The organism is Cellulophaga sp. Hel_I_12, from assembly GCF_000799565.1.
GTDB lineage: Bacteria > Bacteroidota > Bacteroidia > Flavobacteriales > Flavobacteriaceae > Cellulophaga.
This window is the reverse complement of sequence record NZ_JUHB01000001.1, coordinates 799,875-817,142: the sequence shown is the minus strand read 5'-3', so window position 1 is coordinate 817,142 and position 17,268 is coordinate 799,875. Positions and strand designations below refer to the sequence as shown.

Genomic DNA, 17,268 nt, shown 5'->3' with positions numbered 1-17,268 from the left:
TTCAGCAAAAAACCCCGTAGGAATACATTATTCGCTACGGGGTTTTACAACTAACCAACCTAAAAACTATTTTTAATTTCCTCTAGAGCTTCGGCTTCTCGAAGCAGTCGCTGTTCTTGTTGTTCTTGTAGGAGTACTACTTTTTACTTTAGCCGTAGTACTTCTTGTGCTTACTGTTTTGCTTCTTGAAGAAGAACTTCTTTGCGAAGCTTCCGGACTTCTCGAAGTTGAACTTCTTTTAGCAACGGTATTTGCACTTCTCGAAGTGCTACTAGCAGGTTTTCTATACGTAGTAGTACTGCTTCTTGTTACAGTAGTACTTCTTGGCGCAGTCGTTACTTCTCTTTTAGTGACACTTCTACTAGAAGGAGTACTAGATGCTCTAGTTACACTTGAATTTCTAGGGCTAACAGTTTTAGCGCTTTCTCTAGCGGCAGTTGTCCGATTAGCTGTCGCTCTAGAACTGCTATTAGAACTTTCTATTGATCTACTAGCGCTACGATTAGAAGCATCAGCTGTTCTGTAATTACCGTTTCTAGAGACTTCATTTCTATTAGCATTAGATGAACTTCTGCCTACTGATTTTCTACTAGTATCATTATTAGAAATTCGGTATCCGTCATTTCTTGAAACCTTATTTCTTGAGCTTGTGCTTCTTACGGCCACTCTATTGTCATTTCTGTAAACGTTTGCTCTTGAAGCACGTACATTATTATATCTATGTTCTCTACCTATTGTTGCATACGTATTACGTGTATTGTAACGGTATGGGCGGTAGTAGGTGTAGCGTACAGGCTGATAAAATCTTCTGTAAGGATTTATATTCACCAAACAAAAACCAATAGAAGGTCTTGCAAAATACCTGTGAAATGGACGGTATACATAAGATCTATTATAAATGTTGATAAACCCACGGTGATTGTTATAGAATCCTCTGTTATCATAATAAACATACATTCCGCCTAAACGAGATACTCTATTTCTATTGTAACGAATATCTATAGCTCCAATTTGAGTTACACGACCATAAAAATCGTAAAACACAGGAACATTTTCTACTTGTACAACCGCTCCAAAATCATCATATTGAACATAAGGATTATAATCAAAACCAGAATTAAAGGTGATACTTGTACGTCCAAAATTTACGTTCGCATTTACACCTGCATTGTTTTCGATATAAAAATCAAACTCACCATCCGGATACACCGAAAATGTGATTCCGTCTTCAATAAAAATGAAGGAGTTGTTGTTGTTATAAGCATTGCGTGGTGCAACCTTATCATCTAAACTAACAGCCATGGCACCAGAGGTGCTCAAAAATAGAGCTGAAAAAAGGAGTATTAAATTTCTCATGATATAAGGTTTTATAATTTTCGAATGCAACTATTTACATTCGGTAAGTATATTACAAACAACGTGCCAAAAATTTAATTAACTTCTAAGTTACTGATTATTAGATATTTATTTTTTAGGTATTGGGTTCTGAATGCTAAGTGTTGGTTTTAAGTTTAGGAAAAATAATAGGAATTGTTTGTCGGTTCATTGTTGAAAGGATGTATATTCCTGTATTTTTTTGACACTAATTTTGCAAGTTAACACCAATTAAAATTGAGGCATTACTAAATTGCACGCAACGACTTACCTTATTAAAATAGGAAGTACCTTTAAATCAAGAAACCTTCAAATTAACCTTGTTACATTAACTTCTCTCTTAAATACTTCGCTGTATAAGAAACTGTATTTTTAATGACCTCTTCTGGGGTTCCTTGTACAATAAGTTCACCACCTTTTTGCCCACCCCTTAAGCCTAAATCGATAATGTAATCGGCGCATTTAATAAGATCAATATTATGCTCGATAACGGTTATGGAGTGCCCTTTTTCTATCAAGGCATTGAAAGATTTTAAAAGTTTTTTTATATCATGAAAATGAAGTCCGGTTGTGGGTTCATCAAAAATGAATAGCGCTTTTTCCTTGGTGGTTCCTTTGACTAAAAATGATGCTAGTTTTATTCGCTGCGCCTCGCCCCCAGACAACGTAGAGGAGGATTGCCCTAAAGTAACATAGCCCAAGCCAACATCTTGAAGCGGTTTTAATTTTCTGTAAATTTTGGTCTGTTGGTGTTTTTCAAAAAAGCTTAAGGCATCGTCAATGGTCATATTGAGCAGGTCATCGATGTTGGCATCTTCAAATTTTACTTCAAGCACTTCTTTTTTAAAACGCTTGCCTTTACAGGTATCACATTCTAAATGTACATCGGCCATAAATTGCATTTCTACGGTAATTTCGCCTTCACCTTTACATTTTTCACAACGGCCGCCATCTAAATTAAAAGAAAAATGTTTGGTTTGGTAATTGCGTATTTTGCTTAATTTTTGAGAAGCGTACAAAGTTCTAATATCGTCATAGGCCTTAATATAGGTAACAGGATTAGAACGAGAAGATCGGCCTATAGGGTTTTGATCTACAAACTCTACATGTTTTATATCGCTATACTTTCCTTTCACCTCGGTAAACTGACCTACTTTTTCACCATATCCGCCTACTTCTTTTAAAATAATAGGATACAATAGTTTTTTTACCAAGGTACTTTTTCCACTGCCAGAAACACCTGTCACTACGGTAAGTACATTTAAAGGAAAGGTTACGTTTATATTTTTGAGATTATTTTCTCGTGCCCCGATAATTTCAATATAATTTTTATAAGCGCGTCGTTTCTGCGGTACTTTAATTTCTAGGGTTCCGTTCAAATATTGGGCGGTTAGTGAAGAAGATGCCAAAATATTTGCCATAGTTCCTGTGGCTACCACATGACCACCAAGTGTTCCCGCTTCTGGACCAATATCGATAATTTCATCTGCAGCTTTCATAATATCTTCATCATGTTCTACTACAATAACCGTATTCCCCAAATCACGTAGTGATTCTAATACCGTAATCAAATTTTCGGTATCTTTTGGGTGCAAGCCAATACTGGGCTCATCTAAAATATACATGGAACCTACAAGGCTACTGCCCAAAGAGGTTGCCAAATTTATACGTTGGCTTTCGCCCCCTGATAAGGTATTAGATTTTCTATTTAAGGTTAAATAACTAAGTCCTACTTTATGCAAAAAACCTAATCTGCTTTTTATTTCAAGGAGTAAACGCGATGCAATTTTAGTATCGGTTTCATTTAAATTGATCGAGTCAAAAAAATGTATCAATTCATCAATGGGTTGCTCCACTAAATCAGAAATAGATTGACCACTTATTTTTACATAATTCGTTTCTTTACGTAGACGCTTCCCTTTGCAAACACTGCATTTCGTTTTACCTCGATAGCGAGATAACATGACTCTATTCTGAATTTTATAACTTTTTTCTTCAAGCATGGAGAAGAAATCATTTAATCCAGTAAAATGGCTATTTCCATCCCACACCAACTGTTTTTGCTCTTCAGAAAGCTGATACCATGGTTTATGTATAGGAAAGTTAGATTGGTGCGCTGAATTGACCAATTGGTCACGATAATAGCTCATACTTTCACCACGCCAAGCAAAAACTGCATTTTCGTAGATCGATAATGCGGTATTTGGCACCACTAATTCTTCGTCAATGCCAATTACATCCCCATAGCCTTCACAATTAGGACAAGCGCCATAGGGGTTGTTAAAACTAAAAAGATGTACGTTTGGTTCTAAGAACTTCATGCCATCCATTTCAAACTTATTACTAAATGGTGTCTGTACCCCTGTTTCTAAAATTTCAATACTACAATCGCCTTTACCTTCAAAAAAGGCTGTATCTATAGCGTTGGCCAATCGATTGTAAAAGTCTTCATCATCCTTTGTAATAATACGATCTACGACTAAACTAAACTCTTTGTCAATTTCTGTAATGCTATCATCAATCCTAATCACCTCTCCCTTGTATTTGATACGTGCGTACCCTTGTTGTGAAAATATTTGAAGAGATTTAAGTGCATCTCGATCTTCACGAATAACAATAGGAGCTAGTAAGAGCATTTTTGTACCCTCGGGAAATGATTTTATATAGCTTACCACATCGCTTACGGTATGTTTTTTAACTTCGTTACCTGATATGGGAGATATTGTTTTGCCAATACGTGCAAAGAGCAGTTTTAAGTAATCATAAATTTCAGTACTCGTACCAACGGTAGATCTTGGATTTGTAGAATTTACTTTTTGCTCAATCGCAATCGCTGGTGCTATACCTTTTATATAGTCAACTTTGGGCTTGTCTAATTTGCCTAAAAACTGCCTTGCATAAGATGATAAACTTTCAACATACCTACGCTGCCCTTCTGCATACAAGGTATCAAAAGCAAGGCTAGATTTACCCGAACCTGACAAACCAGTAATAACAACAAGCTTATTTCTTGGGATAATTACATCTATGTTTTTCAGGTTGTGGAGTTTTGCTCCTTTTATTATTATATTTTCTTTTGGATTTACATCTAAAATAGCAGTCATACTCGTAATTAAGGAGCACAAAGATACGATTTGAAGACTTCATTCACTAGAATACACGTTTTAACATCAAAAATATTGCATATCACAACAAACTTTTTTTTATAAGTGTCTTATTTGGGTATATTTGACATATAATAAAAACACAGAAGCCTATACAGCAAAATTACTTTTTTAAAAATTTAGTTTAGTAAAAGTCCAAAACCGTCAAAGGAGAGGACCCCCTAATTTTAACCCAAAAAAGTAATTTGTATGGAACTACAGATTGATGACTCAGTTTTAGTAAAAAATTATATCAACGGCGAAGAAAAAGCGCTTGAAATTCTAATCAACCGACACAACCAGCGGATCTCTAGCTTTATTTATTCTAAAGTTTTAGATCGGGATATCACAGAAGATATTTTTCAAGATACCTTTATTAAAGTGATTAAAACACTCAGAAAAGGATCGTACAGTGAAGAAGGTAAATTTCTACCTTGGGTCATGCGAATTGCGCATAACCTAGTGATAGATCACTTTAGAAAAAACAAAAGGATGCCTATGTTCGAAGGGAATGATGATTTTAATATCTTCTCTGTGATCGGCGATGATCAACTAAACGTTGAAAAACAAATTATAAAAGATCAGATCGATTGTGATTTAAATTTACTGATTGAAGAATTACCTGATGATCAAAAAGAAGTTTTAATGATGCGTATTTACCGCGATATGAGCTTCAAAGAGATTTCAGAAAACACAGGAGTTAGCATTAATACTGCTTTAGGTAGAATGCGATATGCTTTAATTAACCTTAGAAAGGTCATTGAGAAAAATAATATCGTTTTAACGAATTAATCGGTCGTAGGTCGAACTGTACAATAATTGAATAATAGTGTCGTTATCTTAACATAACAATACTAATTAATATGGAAAAAATTTACTCTGAGAATCAAAATGCCTGCAAATTGGCTAAAGCATGTCCAGAAACTATAACGTTCCTGATGAATTATTCTAAATCCCTGAATATTGTCAATTATGGCGACATGCAGTTTGAGAATAACTTAAACTAAAAACTAAAAAGAGCCGCTATTAGCGGCTCTTTTTAGTTTTATAATAGTCTTCAAGCACCTTTTTTCTTCCTATTGTTTTAGTAATGATGTCTTTGTCTAAATCCCAAGCTCTGGCTGGTGAATATTCGCGACCGTACCAAATAATCTGTAAATGCAAATCATTCCAAATTTCTTTGGGAAACAATCGTTTGGCATCTTTTTCGGTCTGAACCACATTTTTTCCATTGGTAAAACCCCAACGGTATAAGAGTCTATGAATATGCGTATCGACAGGAAAAGCTGGGATTCCAAATGCTTGAGAGACTACAACACTTGCTGTTTTATGGCCAACGGCTGGGAATTCTTCTAATAGCTCTATTTTTTTTGGTACAATGCCATCGTATTTTTCTACTAAAATCTTTGATAATCCGTAGATACCTTTAGATTTCATAGGCGATAGACCAACTGGTCGAATAATATCGCGAATTTCATCCACCGATAATTTTATCATATCAAACGGGTTATCTGCTTTTTCGAATAACAAAGGAGTTATTTTATTTACACGAACATCGGTACTTTGTGCAGAAAGCAAAACAGCAATTAACAAAGTATAGGGATCTTTGTGATCTAAAGGAACAGGAATTGTGGGATATAGTTCTTTGAGTTTTGCTATGGTAAAAGCAACTTTTTCGGCTTTAGTCATTTGAATAATGTATCAACGAATGTATAAAAAGGTATTCCTATATTTTAGCAATATAAAAAGTGAATTTGTATTTTTACAAAGAACGAATTTAATTAAAAATAGCTATGCAAACATTAAAAGAAGGGGATAAGATGCCCAGTTTTATGTCAAAAGATCAAAATGGAACCATTATTAACAGTGATGATTATTTGGGAAAAAAGTTAATCGTTTTCTTTTACCCAAAAGCCAATACACCAGGTTGCACTGCGGAAGCCTGTAATTTAAGAGACAATTATGAAGAATTTCAAGCTCAAGGATACGAATTGTTAGGCGTTAGTGCTGATTCTGAGAAAAAGCAAGCTAATTTTAGTGAGAAATATTTTTTCCCATTTCCTCTTTTAGCCGATGAGGATCTTAGTGTTATCAATGCTTTTGGTGTTTGGGGTCCCAAAAAGTTTATGGGAAAAGAATATGACGGCATCCACAGAACAACTTTTGTTATTGATGAAGACGGTATAATTACGAAGGTTATCGATAAAGTTAAAACAAAAGATCACGCAGCCCAATTGCTATAAGTTTCAATATATTATTTAAATGTATTACGTTGTTTTTAAGTAACTTAAATATAGTTATTTAAACTTTTATTTCAAACAACTAAAAATGGCTATCTATAGCTTTAGATAGCCATTTTTAAGTATAAGTTTAGGCGTACAGGTACTCTTTTTATTATATTTCTTTTCGTACGAAAAGTTCTTTTTCTTTAATTATTTCGGCAATTCCTTCAGGTAATACTTTTTCCCAGCCTTCTTCATGATTTATAATCTTCTTTAAAACATCTCGTGAAAATACATGCAATATTTCAGGATCATAATCAATAATGTCCATCACTTTTCCGTTGTATTTAAAGAATTTATACAATTCTTTCATACGTGGGTGTACTTTTACATTATTACTTGTCATGATCTGACCTGTCTCTTCATTTTTCATGGGGTAGAGGTATACCTTTAAATCTTTAAAGAATAATTTACCAAAGGCTTCTAGAATACCTCCGCTTAAGTGACGGTAATATTTTTCGTCAAAAATATCAATTAAATTATTAACGCCCATGGTTAAACCAATCTTGGCTTTGGTATAATTACTAAAGTATTCTACTAATTTATAATATTCCTGAAATTTCGAAATCATTACGGTGTGTCCAAGAGAACAGAGGAGTTCGGCCCTGTCCATAAAATCTTGTTCATCTATTTCACCTGAAGCTTTTAAATTTGATAAGGTAATTTCAAATACAACGATGGTATTTTCTTCTTCTACACTCTGTTCACGCACAAAAATATCGTATGATTTTTTGAGCATGTCCATATTTACCTTAGTAACAGGACGAAAACTTCCTCTTAAGGCCAAAATACTTTTTTTATAAAGAATGGCAGCAGGTAGCAGGTTATTTCCGTCAGGACCGAACATAACGGCATCAGTCATATCATTTTTAATAAGTTGCAAACTCATTAACCTGTTATCGACATTTTTGAAATTAGGTCCTGAAAAATTAATCATATCCAATTCTAAAGTATCTCTATCTAAATGGTCGTAAAGATATTTAAGAATTTTTCTAGGCTGATCATGCTTGTAAAAAGCGCCATAAATCAGATTCACCCCTAGAATACCTAGAGTTTCTTGTTGCAGGCGTGCCTCGTTTTGTTTAAACCGCACGTGCAGAATTATTTCGTCATACTCTTTTTGGGTAGGATCTAATTGATATCGAATTCCTAACCAACCGTGGCCCTTGTACCTTTTTGAAAAGTCAATGGTAGCTACAGTATTTGCATAGGAAAAAAATAAACGTTCGGGATGTTTTTTTCGGCTGATACGATCTTCCATGTTTGTCATCTCATGACTCAACATTTTCTTTAGTCGAGCTTGGGTTACGTATCTCCCATCTTCTTCTATGCCGTAAATAGCATCACTAAAATCTTTATCATAGGCACTCATAGCCTTCGCTATGGTACCAGAAGCCCCTCCAGACCTGAAAAAATGACCCGAAGTCTCTTGGCCGGCACCTATTTCAGAAAAGGTACCATAGATGTCTGGGTTTAAATTTATTCTAAGTGTCTTTGATTTTATCGAGGGGATATTCTCAAATACGGTATCTTTCTTTAAAACAGAAGCCATTGTTAATTCTTTGCAGCAAAGTTAGTAAGAATGCACAAGCTAATAAATAAATAATGTTATAAATTTGAAGTAAAAAGGAGAACTAGTGAAAATTACTTTTTTAGGAACAGGAACATCACAAGGAATTCCAGTAATTGGAAGTAAACATCCTGTTTGTTTAAGTGAGAATAGCAAGGATAAAAGACTTCGAGTATCTGTTTTGATTTCGTGGGAAAACTATAATTTTGTAATTGATTGTGGTCCTGATTTTAGGCAACAAATGCTAAAAAATCCCATTACCAAATTAGACGGGATTCTTTTTACACACGAACACTCAGACCATACCGCTGGTATTGATGATATACGGCCTTATTTTTTTAGACAAGGTGATATTCCTATCTACGCTCACAAACGAGTAATTGACGCCTTAAAAGTAAGGTTCGATTATATTTTCGCTGATGAAAACAGGTACCCTGGCGCTCCTTCTGTTCAAATTCATGAAGTAAAAAATAATAACTCTATAAAATTAGGAGATACCCTAGTGGTTCCGATTGAGGTTAACCACAATAGGTTACAGGTATTTGGTTATAGATTCAAAAATTTTGCCTACTTGACCGATGTAAAAACAGTGGCTCCTCAAGAGATCAGTAAGCTCAAGGGAGTTAAGGTCTTGGTCGTTAACGCTCTTAGAGAAGAACCCCACCATTCGCATTTTAATTTGGAGGAGGCTTTAGCTTTCGTAAAACTAATTAATCCGGAGAAGGCCTATTTTACGCATATAAGTCATTATTTGGGCTTTCATGACGAGGTTCAAAAAAAGTTGCCTAAAAATGTGTATTTGGCATATGATAATTTAACAATTACCGTTTAATTAGTAACCGAACAAAATAAGTACCTATGAAAAGTAAAATATTTTTATACCTCTTTGTTTTTGCAGCCCTAATCGCTTTGTATCAATTTGTAAGCGCAGATACGATGGTAAAAGATACGTCTAGTAAAATTCAAGCTTTAGAAGTCGAAAAAGTGGCACTTAAAGACTCTATTCAGAAATTGCATTTAAAAATGTTAGAGATTGAATATTTTTCTTTAGAGAATAATGACGATGCCTTGGCGTATTATGAGCATCTAAATATTCAAAATGTTTCGAGGTACATTGCAGATAAATTATTAGAAACCAATGAAAGTAAAGGCGATAATCCATTAGTGCCCTACGAAGGCACGGATGGAGATTTTAAAATTAATAAAATTAAAATATTAAACCACAAATGGATTTTAACCGATTTTTCAGACGGACAATACTGGGGTGAACTATTGATAAAGTACGAACTTAAGGATGATTTAAGCGTTGATTTTTCGTTACATGACCATTTGTTGTATACCAGAAGTAATTAGGCGCTATTCACCTACTAAATGACCTAGAGCATACAAAAGAGTAAGCGTTTAGGGCTTTATAAGCAAGTTTTCCAATCCTTGAAATAGGTATATTTTATTTCAATGTATCACGAACTTGCGCTAAACTTACATTTTTACATGATGTAAAAGCCATTTTTTAAGGGCTAAAAAGTTTTGTGGGGCAACTCCATGCCCAACTGGGAACTCTTCATAGGTATTTTTTATACCTAATTTGTTTAGAAAATCAGGTGCTTTTGCTGCCCAGGCTGAGGGGATTACTTGGTCTACGGAACCATGAGAGCAATAAAAGTTTAAATTTCTAAAGTCATTCGAGGTATACCCTTCTACTAAAATATGTTCATTGATATAACCGCTAAGTGCAATGACGGCATTCACTTTTTCAGGATAGGATAAAGCCACTGCATAGCTCAATATAGTACCCTGACTAAAACCCAATAAAGTTACATTAGTAGGGTCTAAGCCATAAGCTTCACAAGCCTCGGTAATAAACGAAGCTATTTTATCTCTTGAAATTTTTGCTTGTTCATCATCACTCCATTTTCCTTTTTCAGCATCAAAATTTATAGCATACCACGCATTTCCAAATGGTTGCATGGCGTAAGGTGCTCTGATTGAGATGACACAAAGATTTTCAGGTAATTCACTCGCAAACGAAAACAAATCATTTTCATCACTGCCATAGCCGTGAAGCATAAAAAGTACGGGAATTGGCTTATTTTTTAAAGCTGAAGGTTTTATGATATGATATAGTGATAAATTTTTTGTTTGCATTTTTTTGAAATAGTAAATAGGTGAAGTAGTGATTTAATAAAGCAATAATAGGGATAAAGCCAAACTATTGAATAAACGTAAACCATTTTTGAAAAAGTGGGCCTACAATAGGCATTTCTTGTTTTTTATAATTGAGGGCACCAGTGAAACCGTAACCCCAAAGAATCAAATAAAATACATAAAGTCCATACCAGGCATATTGGTTAAACCATTGACTTAAAAACAAGGCAAAAGCGTGAAAAAGTATATGAAGACCAAAGGCTTGACGTGTATGAAACCTGGCAAAATCATGCTTGGGTTCGTTATTCATACTGATGGCAATAACGGCACCAATAATCGTAAAATAGGAAATAATAGCTATTTTTTTGTCTTGTTTATCCATACTTCAAATTTAGGATTACTACAGCAAATGCACAAAAAAAAGGCTTCAAATATTTTGAAGCCTTTTTTGCATGGTCATCCCAATTATTTTTCTCCTACGGTGCCAATAATAGGAAGTTTTTCTTCTTTAAGATTCATCGCATTAACGATACCCAATATGGCCAAAACCCAGCCTAGATAAGGTAAATAATCAAAAACCCCAATACCTGTGATCATGACTAACAACGATCCGCCAACGACAAGGATGATATAAAGTATCCAAACTCTTAAGGATTGGCCCACATGAAAACTTACAAATTCATTTTTACTGGCTCCCTGATTGGAGAAATAAGCTATGAGTAAGCCAATGAACCAAATATAGCTAATGATAGCCATTGTTTTTCCTGCTTCTCTAGTCGATTGCTCCATGGTATAAAGGTTTAAGGTTATTATTTTATAAAAATATAAGCTAAAAGTAGTTAAAATAACAGTTCATTATTAGAAATGATACCATAAACTTTTCCTTTTAACTTTTCTCCTATAAAGGCACTATTCTTACTCGTTGATAATATATTTTCTTTCCTAAATACATGGTCCGGTTCAGGATTAAATAAGGTTAGGCAGGCCTTTTCTCCTTTAGCTAATTTTGGCCTTGTTAATCCATAGCGCTCTCTTCCTTTGGTTAACAGCATAATCGTAGTTTCTAAATCAAAAAGCTGATTTAAGATTCCGAAGGCAGTTTCTAAACCAATGGTTCCGTAACCTGCATTGTCAAATTCTATAATTTTTTCTTCCGTATCTAGCGGCAAATGGTCGCTCGTTACAAAATCTATGATGCCCTCTTTTAAACCTTTAAGTAAGGCTTTCGTGTCGCTTGTAGTGCGAAGTGGAGGCATAAGCTTAAAATTTGTATCAAAATCTTCTAAGCGATTATCTGTAAAATATAGGTTATGAATGGCCACACTACAGCTAACATCTAATCCTTTTTTCTTAGCGCTAGCAATTTGTTTCACGGCATTAGCTGTAGAAATTGTAGGGATGTGTAATTTTCCGCCGGTATAGGCTAAAATAAACAAATCTCTTGCAATTTGTAACTCTTCAGCTAAGGCAGGAATCCCTTTTAAGCCTAATGAAGTAGTGGTTTTTTCCTCGTTCACAATGCCTTTTCCCGCAATTTGAGTGTCCATAGGAAATGAATACACTAAAGCAGCGAACCCTTGTGCATATTGCAGGGCAATTTTTAGTAGATTACTATTATTTATGGGCCGTTTAAAATCACTAAAGCCAACCGCTCCAGCATTTTGCATGTCAAAAAGTTCTGCTAATGCTTCTCCGTTAGATTTTACGGTTAAAGCCCCTAAGGGGTGTAGTTTGGTCGCTTTCCCTTCCGAAGTCCTTTTTAGAAAAACAATATCAGCGCTAGAGTCGGGTAGTGGATTCGTATTGGGATTCAGAATTAAATCTGTAAAACCACTTTTTCCTGCCGTTAAAAGTCCGTTTTCAATAGTTTCTCTTTCTTCGTGACCAGGTTCACCAAACGATACGCTACTATCAAACCATCCAATAGAGATATGTAGATGATCTAACTGAATTATTTTTGTCTGATTTTCTGGCTCTAGGTGAACAGCAATAGCTTCAATGACACCATTTTTAATAAAAACATCTCTTTTTTTAAGATGAAGTTCAGGGTTAGAGGCATCGATTATTTTGGCCGCTTTTAAAAGTATGTTCATTTAAAATATTTTTGAATACCAATTTCAATGAAAGCGAATAGCACTGCTAAAATAATAAACCATTTCCATAGCTCACGTATCGTATTGTCTTTTTCTAAGTTTTCAAATAAAGTTGATATTGATGTTTGATTTGTTTGGCCATTCAGGGTGTTATCAGCTATAAAAATTAGATCACTTTCCGTTCTTGGATAATTAAAACTGATATGTTTAACGATATTTTCTTTATTTTTTATTTGATAATTACCATCTTCTTTAGGATTTTCGCTGAAATTCAACACTACTTTATTGGCGTAAGGCTGTTGCTGTGGGATAAACTCAAAGTCATTTTTAGCAACTTTTAAAATAGCATCTTTCGCTAATTGCACTGGAATATCTAAAGACATATTTGTTCCAATTCGAGTATATAGCTGCTGCTGTTCTAAGCTCTCAAAACCCATTTTATAAAAAGTGGGGACAATTAAGGGCGAATTTTTAAAGGTACTCTTTTCACGATCTAATGAAGCGGAGAACATATAAAATCCTTTTTCGCCCGCTAAGAAAGGGCTTCCGTTGGCAAACGATAGTATCGAAGAGGTCTTAGTCTTTATGAGCCAATAATGTGTGGTGCTCGGGTATTGAAAATTAGTCACCTTGTTATCAAAGACGTTGGCATATAAAGGATGGTTAAAATTTATACTAGTGATTTCCTGATTAAAATTAATAAATTGACCTAGTGTGGTATTAAAGTTTTTCAAAAAAGAATTATACGAATCGATGTTACTTGTTACATTCGGAATAACAGTAATAGTTCCTTTATTTCTCGAGAAAGAAACTAAAGCCTGTATTAAGGGCTCTGGAATAGCCTCTAAACCGTTTAGGACAATTAAATTTTGGTTTTCAATGCTACTGTAATTTAAATTTTTTAATGCAGTACTTTCAAACTCAAATTCATCATCAGTGTAAATTTTTTCTAAAAATGTAGCTTCTTCACCGATAACAAAAACTTTAATCTTATCTTTTTTATTCAATGTAAAATAAAATTGATTGTCATAATCAAGCCCAACATCAGAAAGCGTTATACGTCCTAAAATAGTTTCATTGGCAGGTAATGAGAAACTAACCAAGGCCTTTTTATTCTTATCAAATACCGCAGCAGTTTTTGCCATAAGCTTATCAGCATCATAAATTGCTATTGGCGTATTTTCTAAACCTTCATTGGTAGATAGGAGGACGTTAATTTCTACGCTATCACCCTTTTCTTTTTGGATGTAAACACTATCAATAGCTACGTTTAAAAGTTCGTCAGCCATTTGCTTTACAAGGTGTACTTGAAGATTTGAACTCTCCGGAAAAACACCAGTATCCTCCTGTTTTTGAAAATCAGAAATAACAATTAAGTCTTTTTGGGTGTTTTGGTTTTTACTAAATAGGGTTTTTGCTTTCAATTCAATTTCACTAGATGAAAGCTGATCAGCTGAATAGCTTAAGGATAAAAAATCATTTTGAATAGCCTTAAACGTCGTTTTTTTAAACGTATGATTGTTTGTAAAAAGACTTATTTTTTGGTCTGATGGTACATTTTTCAGCACTTCTTGAATTGCATTCTCCAGCAAAGAGGTATTTCCTTTCTTGGCCTGCATGCTAAAAGAATTGTCCAGGTAAATAACAGTTTCTTTTTCTTGTAGCGCGGATTTATTTGCAAAAAAAGGTTGTGCAAACGCTAGGATTAAAGCGCTAAATAAAAAAAGTCTTGTGACTAGTAAAAGCCACTTTTTTAAAGATTTGCTTTTTTGTGATTCTGCGACCACTTTTTGCAACATTTTTACATTGGTAAACGGTGTTTTTTTAAAGCGTCTTAATTGAAAAAGATGAACAATAACAGGAATTAATAGTAGTAGTAAAGCCCAAAGAATTTCTGGATGTTTAAATTGCATTCCGCTGTTTTGTTTCGCAAATATACTTAAAAATTGTATGCTGTACGACATGGTATCAGGGACCAAAAAAGGTTTTTTAAAGAGATACCTTAAGCAGACCCCTCTGGTGTTTTGCTCCGTTGGCTTTTTGGATCATAAAATATAAGATAGAAAACGAATAGATCTAAAATTTAATTGAACCAAACGGCATATCTTTTCCTGCGCAATTCTAAAGCTAGCTGCTGCTCCATAGCTAAGGCTTCTTCTCTGGTGTTCATGGCCGGTATATGGTTATATAAACTTGGTCGTAAATAGCTGCCATAGGTATTAACAATGGCTGAAGAAAGTTTATGTCCCTTTTTATTGATGTAACCAGTTTTGTGCTGTTCAAAGCGTTCTTTAGGTGTTTTCGAGGTCATACCGACATACAAACACTCTAAAACACCATTAAATTGAGGATTTGCCAAGCGAAATTTGGTGTTTTGTGTAAAAACACGTTTCGATAATTCTATAACATAAACCCGGTATTGCTTTTTAGACATGATATACGTATAATTGTTTTGTTTTGTGTGAGCAACAGTTCAACAGAAAAAAAAATAGTCTGTGTTGGCAATTTTTTGCTCTTTTTGTAAGTAGGTTTTAATGTTTTTTTGCTCTTTTTTATTGGCTACGGTCACTATGATTTGCGATAGCTTGGTACTATGTATTGTTTCGTATGATTGCATTTCTACGTTGTAAATATGCTTTCCTATTTTCTTATTATTGTCGCAGACCCAATCGAATTTTACTTTTTTTTCAATAAGTAATTGGGCTATTTTTTTTCCTTTTTTTCCAGCGCCCCAAATCACTAATTTTTTATCACTTTGATGGTCTAATTTAAGAAAATAGAACAATTTTAAATTTAAAAAGTAATTTTCAGCATAGTGTTCACTTGTTCTTGAAGTTCTGTTGCTATAATCGCGCCATAAGTGCAAAACTTCAGAACAAGGTATACATTTTAAACCGTGTTCGTAAAATCTAAAGGCCAAATCATAGTCTTCTGGATAGGTAGTAAGATTAAAGCCATCACAGCGGTCAAAATCTGTTTTATAGACCATCCAGCATGGCGAAGGGATCACGCATTCCACATAAATATCGCTATAATTTGTTCCTTTTTCTGTTAAGCTGTTAAGCCATTTTTCGTAGTTCGCATAGCCCTCATTAATTCCGTTTTTGGCAAAATACTGTACCTGACCAATAGCGATATGTCCAGTTCCGTGCTGTATAAGCGCATCAACCATCACTTGTAATTTGTGAGGTGTCATGATATCATCAGAATCCATTCTGGTAATCAAAGTTCCCGAAGCCTTTGAATAGCCTAGTTGCAATGCACTAATGATTCCTGATTTTTTAGCATCAAACAGTTTACATCGCGTATCTTGAGTGGTGATGCTATGAACAATCTCTGCACTAGTATCTGTCGAATGATCGTTAACTGCTACAACTTCAAAATTAAAATAGCTTTGTTCTAAGATCGATGTAAAGCAGGATAGAATATAGTCTTCGGTATTTTTAAATGGTATTATTATACTGACTAAAGGGTTTTGCATACCTAAACTATAACTTTATTTAATTGCCTTTAAGTGCTTTATCAATAGCTTCTTGTACTAGGGGCGTCATAATGGCATACCCTTTTTTGTTTGGATGCACACCGTCTTCTGAATATGCAACTTTTAAACCCTTTTTATCATCAACCATAGGGGTGTAATAGTCTATATAAATGCAGTTATTTTCTTCAGCATATTTTTTTATAAAGGCATTCATTTTAATGACCTGTTCGGCAGGATATACTTCGGGTCGCCAATTAAATTTATTCGCTGGTAGAATAGAGGATAAAATTACCTTAATATTGTTTGCTTGTGCTAATTGAACCATCGAAATTAAATTATCTTGAATCATTTCTAGGCTTGATGGGCCGGTATTGCCTGCGATATCATTAATTCCTGCTAAAATAACTACTGCTTTTGGTTTTAAGGCAATAACATCAGCTCTAAAACGAACTAACATTTGTGGGGTTGTTTGCCCACTGATACCTCTATTGATGTATGGATTTTCTTTAAAAAGCTTTGGGTTTCCATATGCTATCCAACCCTGGGTAATAGAATTTCCCATAAAAACTACTCTTTTTTCATTCTCGGTCGGCAAGCCTATTTTTTTATTGTCAGCGCTAAAACGCTCAAAATTGGGCCAATCTTGACTTTGGACTGTTGCTGTCATCATTAAAAAGAGACTTGAAATTTTTAAAAATAGTTTTTTCATTGGGCTAAAGTTCGCGTTGTTCTTTGGTGCTCAAGTTCAAATCTTGTATCAGCTTATCTTTCGTTGGTCTTTGTACCGCTAGATAAAAAACTAAACAAACGGCGATACTAAAATAGAGCGTATACCCATTACCCATAAAAATAAAAAAAGCCAAGATAGCCGGTCCTTCGATGAAGGCATATTTAACGATTGAAGCTGATTGGTAGTGACTAAGTTTGGAGCTAAGGGTATCAGATGCTTCGATAGCTGCTAATCGGTTTTTGAAAATTATTTTACTGCCGAAATACCCGAGCATCGCTAGAATCGGAATAAGGTAGATAAACAGATCACCAGTGACCTCAAACTGGCCTACAAAACCTACGCCATAAAAGTAGCTGACGGCACCAAAAGCCACCAAACCAAAAACAAGGGCAGCGTGTATTAGAGTTAAAGTTTTTAAGCCCATAGAAAAATTATTATTTTAGACCAAAA

18 protein-coding genes are annotated in these 17,268 nt (G+C 34.5%); 5 read left to right on the top strand and 13 right to left on the bottom strand.

Annotated features, from left to right (window positions below):
* Positions 1–72: 72 nt before the first annotated feature.
* Both GQ45_RS03830 and uvrA read right to left on the bottom strand, forming a co-directional pair.
* Positions 73–1,356, bottom strand: a complete 1,284-nt coding sequence (locus GQ45_RS03830) for a hypothetical protein (protein WP_047415259.1) — start codon at positions 1,354–1,356, stop codon at positions 73–75.
* A gap of 341 nt (positions 1,357–1,697) precedes the next feature.
* On the bottom strand, positions 1,698–4,478 hold the full coding sequence (gene uvrA / locus GQ45_RS03825; protein ID WP_047415257.1) for an excinuclease ABC subunit UvrA: 2,781 nt from the start codon (positions 4,476–4,478) through the stop codon (positions 1,698–1,700).
* A gap of 249 nt (positions 4,479–4,727) precedes the next feature.
* Between uvrA and GQ45_RS03820 the strand changes: the two genes are divergently transcribed.
* Entirely contained in the window at positions 4,728–5,309 is a 582-nt protein-coding gene (locus tag GQ45_RS03820) for an RNA polymerase sigma factor (RefSeq protein ID WP_047415254.1), read from the top strand.
* Between the two features lie 71 nt (positions 5,310–5,380).
* Positions 5,381–5,524, top strand: a complete 144-nt coding sequence (locus GQ45_RS18115; RefSeq protein ID WP_197056910.1) for a hypothetical protein — start codon at positions 5,381–5,383, stop codon at positions 5,522–5,524.
* Positions 5,525–5,543: 19 nt separating this feature from the next.
* On the opposite strand, the gene nth is transcribed toward GQ45_RS18115, so the two are convergent.
* On the bottom strand, positions 5,544–6,206 hold the full coding sequence (gene nth, locus GQ45_RS03815; protein WP_047415252.1) for an endonuclease III: 663 nt from the start codon (positions 6,204–6,206) through the stop codon (positions 5,544–5,546).
* Between the two features lie 104 nt (positions 6,207–6,310).
* Here nth and bcp point away from each other — a divergent pair, with 104 nt between their 5' ends.
* Entirely contained in the window at positions 6,311–6,760 is a 450-nt protein-coding gene (bcp, locus tag GQ45_RS03810; RefSeq protein ID WP_047415250.1) for a thioredoxin-dependent thiol peroxidase, read from the top strand.
* Positions 6,761–6,911: 151 nt separating this feature from the next.
* On the opposite strand, the gene GQ45_RS03805 is transcribed toward bcp, so the two are convergent.
* Positions 6,912–8,351, bottom strand: a complete 1,440-nt coding sequence (locus GQ45_RS03805) for a nicotinate-nucleotide adenylyltransferase (protein WP_047415248.1) — start codon at positions 8,349–8,351, stop codon at positions 6,912–6,914.
* A gap of 85 nt (positions 8,352–8,436) precedes the next feature.
* Here GQ45_RS03805 and GQ45_RS03800 point away from each other — a divergent pair, with 85 nt between their 5' ends.
* Entirely contained in the window at positions 8,437–9,201 is a 765-nt protein-coding gene (locus tag GQ45_RS03800; RefSeq protein WP_047415246.1) for an MBL fold metallo-hydrolase, read from the top strand.
* 26 nt (positions 9,202–9,227) lie between these two features.
* A complete protein-coding gene (locus tag GQ45_RS03795) occupies positions 9,228–9,722 on the top strand; it encodes a hypothetical protein (RefSeq protein ID WP_047415244.1) in 495 nt (164 codons plus the stop codon).
* 126 nt (positions 9,723–9,848) lie between these two features.
* Here the strand turns inward: GQ45_RS03795 and GQ45_RS03790 are convergent, their stop codons facing one another.
* The 9 genes from GQ45_RS03790 to GQ45_RS03750 all read right to left on the bottom strand — a co-directional run bounded on the left by GQ45_RS03790 (position 9,849) and on the right by GQ45_RS03750 (position 17,242).
* Positions 9,849–10,514: an alpha/beta hydrolase gene (locus tag GQ45_RS03790; protein ID WP_047415242.1), complete on the bottom strand. Its 666-nt coding sequence runs from the start codon at positions 10,512–10,514 to the stop codon at positions 9,849–9,851.
* A gap of 64 nt (positions 10,515–10,578) precedes the next feature.
* Entirely contained in the window at positions 10,579–10,896 is a 318-nt protein-coding gene (locus tag GQ45_RS03785; protein WP_047415240.1) for a hypothetical protein, read from the bottom strand.
* Positions 10,897–10,979: 83 nt separating this feature from the next.
* A complete protein-coding gene (locus GQ45_RS03780) occupies positions 10,980–11,303 on the bottom strand; it encodes a hypothetical protein (RefSeq protein ID WP_047415238.1) in 324 nt (107 codons plus the stop codon).
* A gap of 50 nt (positions 11,304–11,353) precedes the next feature.
* Positions 11,354–12,607, bottom strand: a complete 1,254-nt coding sequence (locus GQ45_RS03775; RefSeq protein WP_047415236.1) for a dihydroorotase family protein — start codon at positions 12,605–12,607, stop codon at positions 11,354–11,356.
* Positions 12,604–14,520 (bottom strand): BatA domain-containing protein, encoded by a 1,917-nt coding sequence (locus tag GQ45_RS03770; RefSeq protein WP_047420002.1) that lies wholly within the window; start codon positions 14,518–14,520, stop codon positions 12,604–12,606. Before GQ45_RS03770 ends, GQ45_RS03775 begins: the two co-directional genes overlap by 4 nt.
* Positions 14,521–14,690: 170 nt before the next feature.
* Positions 14,691–15,041, bottom strand: a complete 351-nt coding sequence (locus GQ45_RS03765) for a GIY-YIG nuclease family protein (RefSeq protein WP_047415234.1) — start codon at positions 15,039–15,041, stop codon at positions 14,691–14,693.
* Between the two features lie 39 nt (positions 15,042–15,080).
* Positions 15,081–16,088 (bottom strand): glycosyltransferase family 2 protein, encoded by a 1,008-nt coding sequence (locus GQ45_RS03760; protein ID WP_047415232.1) that lies wholly within the window; start codon positions 16,086–16,088, stop codon positions 15,081–15,083.
* A gap of 19 nt (positions 16,089–16,107) precedes the next feature.
* On the bottom strand, positions 16,108–16,797 hold the full coding sequence (locus GQ45_RS03755) for an SGNH/GDSL hydrolase family protein (RefSeq protein WP_047415230.1): 690 nt from the start codon (positions 16,795–16,797) through the stop codon (positions 16,108–16,110).
* 4 nt (positions 16,798–16,801) lie between these two features.
* Positions 16,802–17,242, bottom strand: a complete 441-nt coding sequence (locus GQ45_RS03750; RefSeq protein ID WP_047415228.1) for a hypothetical protein — start codon at positions 17,240–17,242, stop codon at positions 16,802–16,804.
* Positions 17,243–17,268: the final 26 nt, after the last annotated feature.

Excerpts from the sequence above, each read along its gene's own strand:
- GQ45_RS03830 (WP_047415259.1), bottom strand. The coding sequence starts at position 1,356 with ATGAGAAATTTAATACTCCTTTTTTCAGCTCTATTTTTGAGCACCTCT.
- uvrA (WP_047415257.1), bottom strand. The coding sequence starts at position 4,478 with ATGACTGCTATTTTAGATGTAAATCCAAAAGAAAATATAATAATAAAA.
- GQ45_RS03820 (WP_047415254.1), top strand. The coding sequence starts at position 4,728 with ATGGAACTACAGATTGATGACTCAGTTTTAGTAAAAAATTATATCAAC.
- GQ45_RS18115 (WP_197056910.1), top strand. The coding sequence starts at position 5,381 with ATGGAAAAAATTTACTCTGAGAATCAAAATGCCTGCAAATTGGCTAAA.
- nth (WP_047415252.1), bottom strand. The coding sequence starts at position 6,206 with ATGACTAAAGCCGAAAAAGTTGCTTTTACCATAGCAAAACTCAAAGAA.
- bcp (WP_047415250.1), top strand. The coding sequence starts at position 6,311 with ATGCAAACATTAAAAGAAGGGGATAAGATGCCCAGTTTTATGTCAAAA.
- GQ45_RS03805 (WP_047415248.1), bottom strand. The coding sequence starts at position 8,351 with ATGGCTTCTGTTTTAAAGAAAGATACCGTATTTGAGAATATCCCCTCG.
- GQ45_RS03795 (WP_047415244.1), top strand. The coding sequence starts at position 9,228 with ATGAAAAGTAAAATATTTTTATACCTCTTTGTTTTTGCAGCCCTAATC.
- GQ45_RS03790 (WP_047415242.1), bottom strand. The coding sequence starts at position 10,514 with ATGCAAACAAAAAATTTATCACTATATCATATCATAAAACCTTCAGCT.
- GQ45_RS03785 (WP_047415240.1), bottom strand. The coding sequence starts at position 10,896 with ATGGATAAACAAGACAAAAAAATAGCTATTATTTCCTATTTTACGATT.
- GQ45_RS03780 (WP_047415238.1), bottom strand. The coding sequence starts at position 11,303 with ATGGAGCAATCGACTAGAGAAGCAGGAAAAACAATGGCTATCATTAGC.
- GQ45_RS03775 (WP_047415236.1), bottom strand. The coding sequence starts at position 12,607 with ATGAACATACTTTTAAAAGCGGCCAAAATAATCGATGCCTCTAACCCT.
- GQ45_RS03770 (WP_047420002.1), bottom strand. The coding sequence starts at position 14,520 with ATGCAATTTAAACATCCAGAAATTCTTTGGGCTTTACTACTACTATTA.
- GQ45_RS03765 (WP_047415234.1), bottom strand. The coding sequence starts at position 15,041 with ATGTCTAAAAAGCAATACCGGGTTTATGTTATAGAATTATCGAAACGT.
- GQ45_RS03760 (WP_047415232.1), bottom strand. The coding sequence starts at position 16,088 with ATGCAAAACCCTTTAGTCAGTATAATAATACCATTTAAAAATACCGAA.
- GQ45_RS03755 (WP_047415230.1), bottom strand. The coding sequence starts at position 16,797 with ATGAAAAAACTATTTTTAAAAATTTCAAGTCTCTTTTTAATGATGACA.
- GQ45_RS03750 (WP_047415228.1), bottom strand. The coding sequence starts at position 17,242 with ATGGGCTTAAAAACTTTAACTCTAATACACGCTGCCCTTGTTTTTGGT.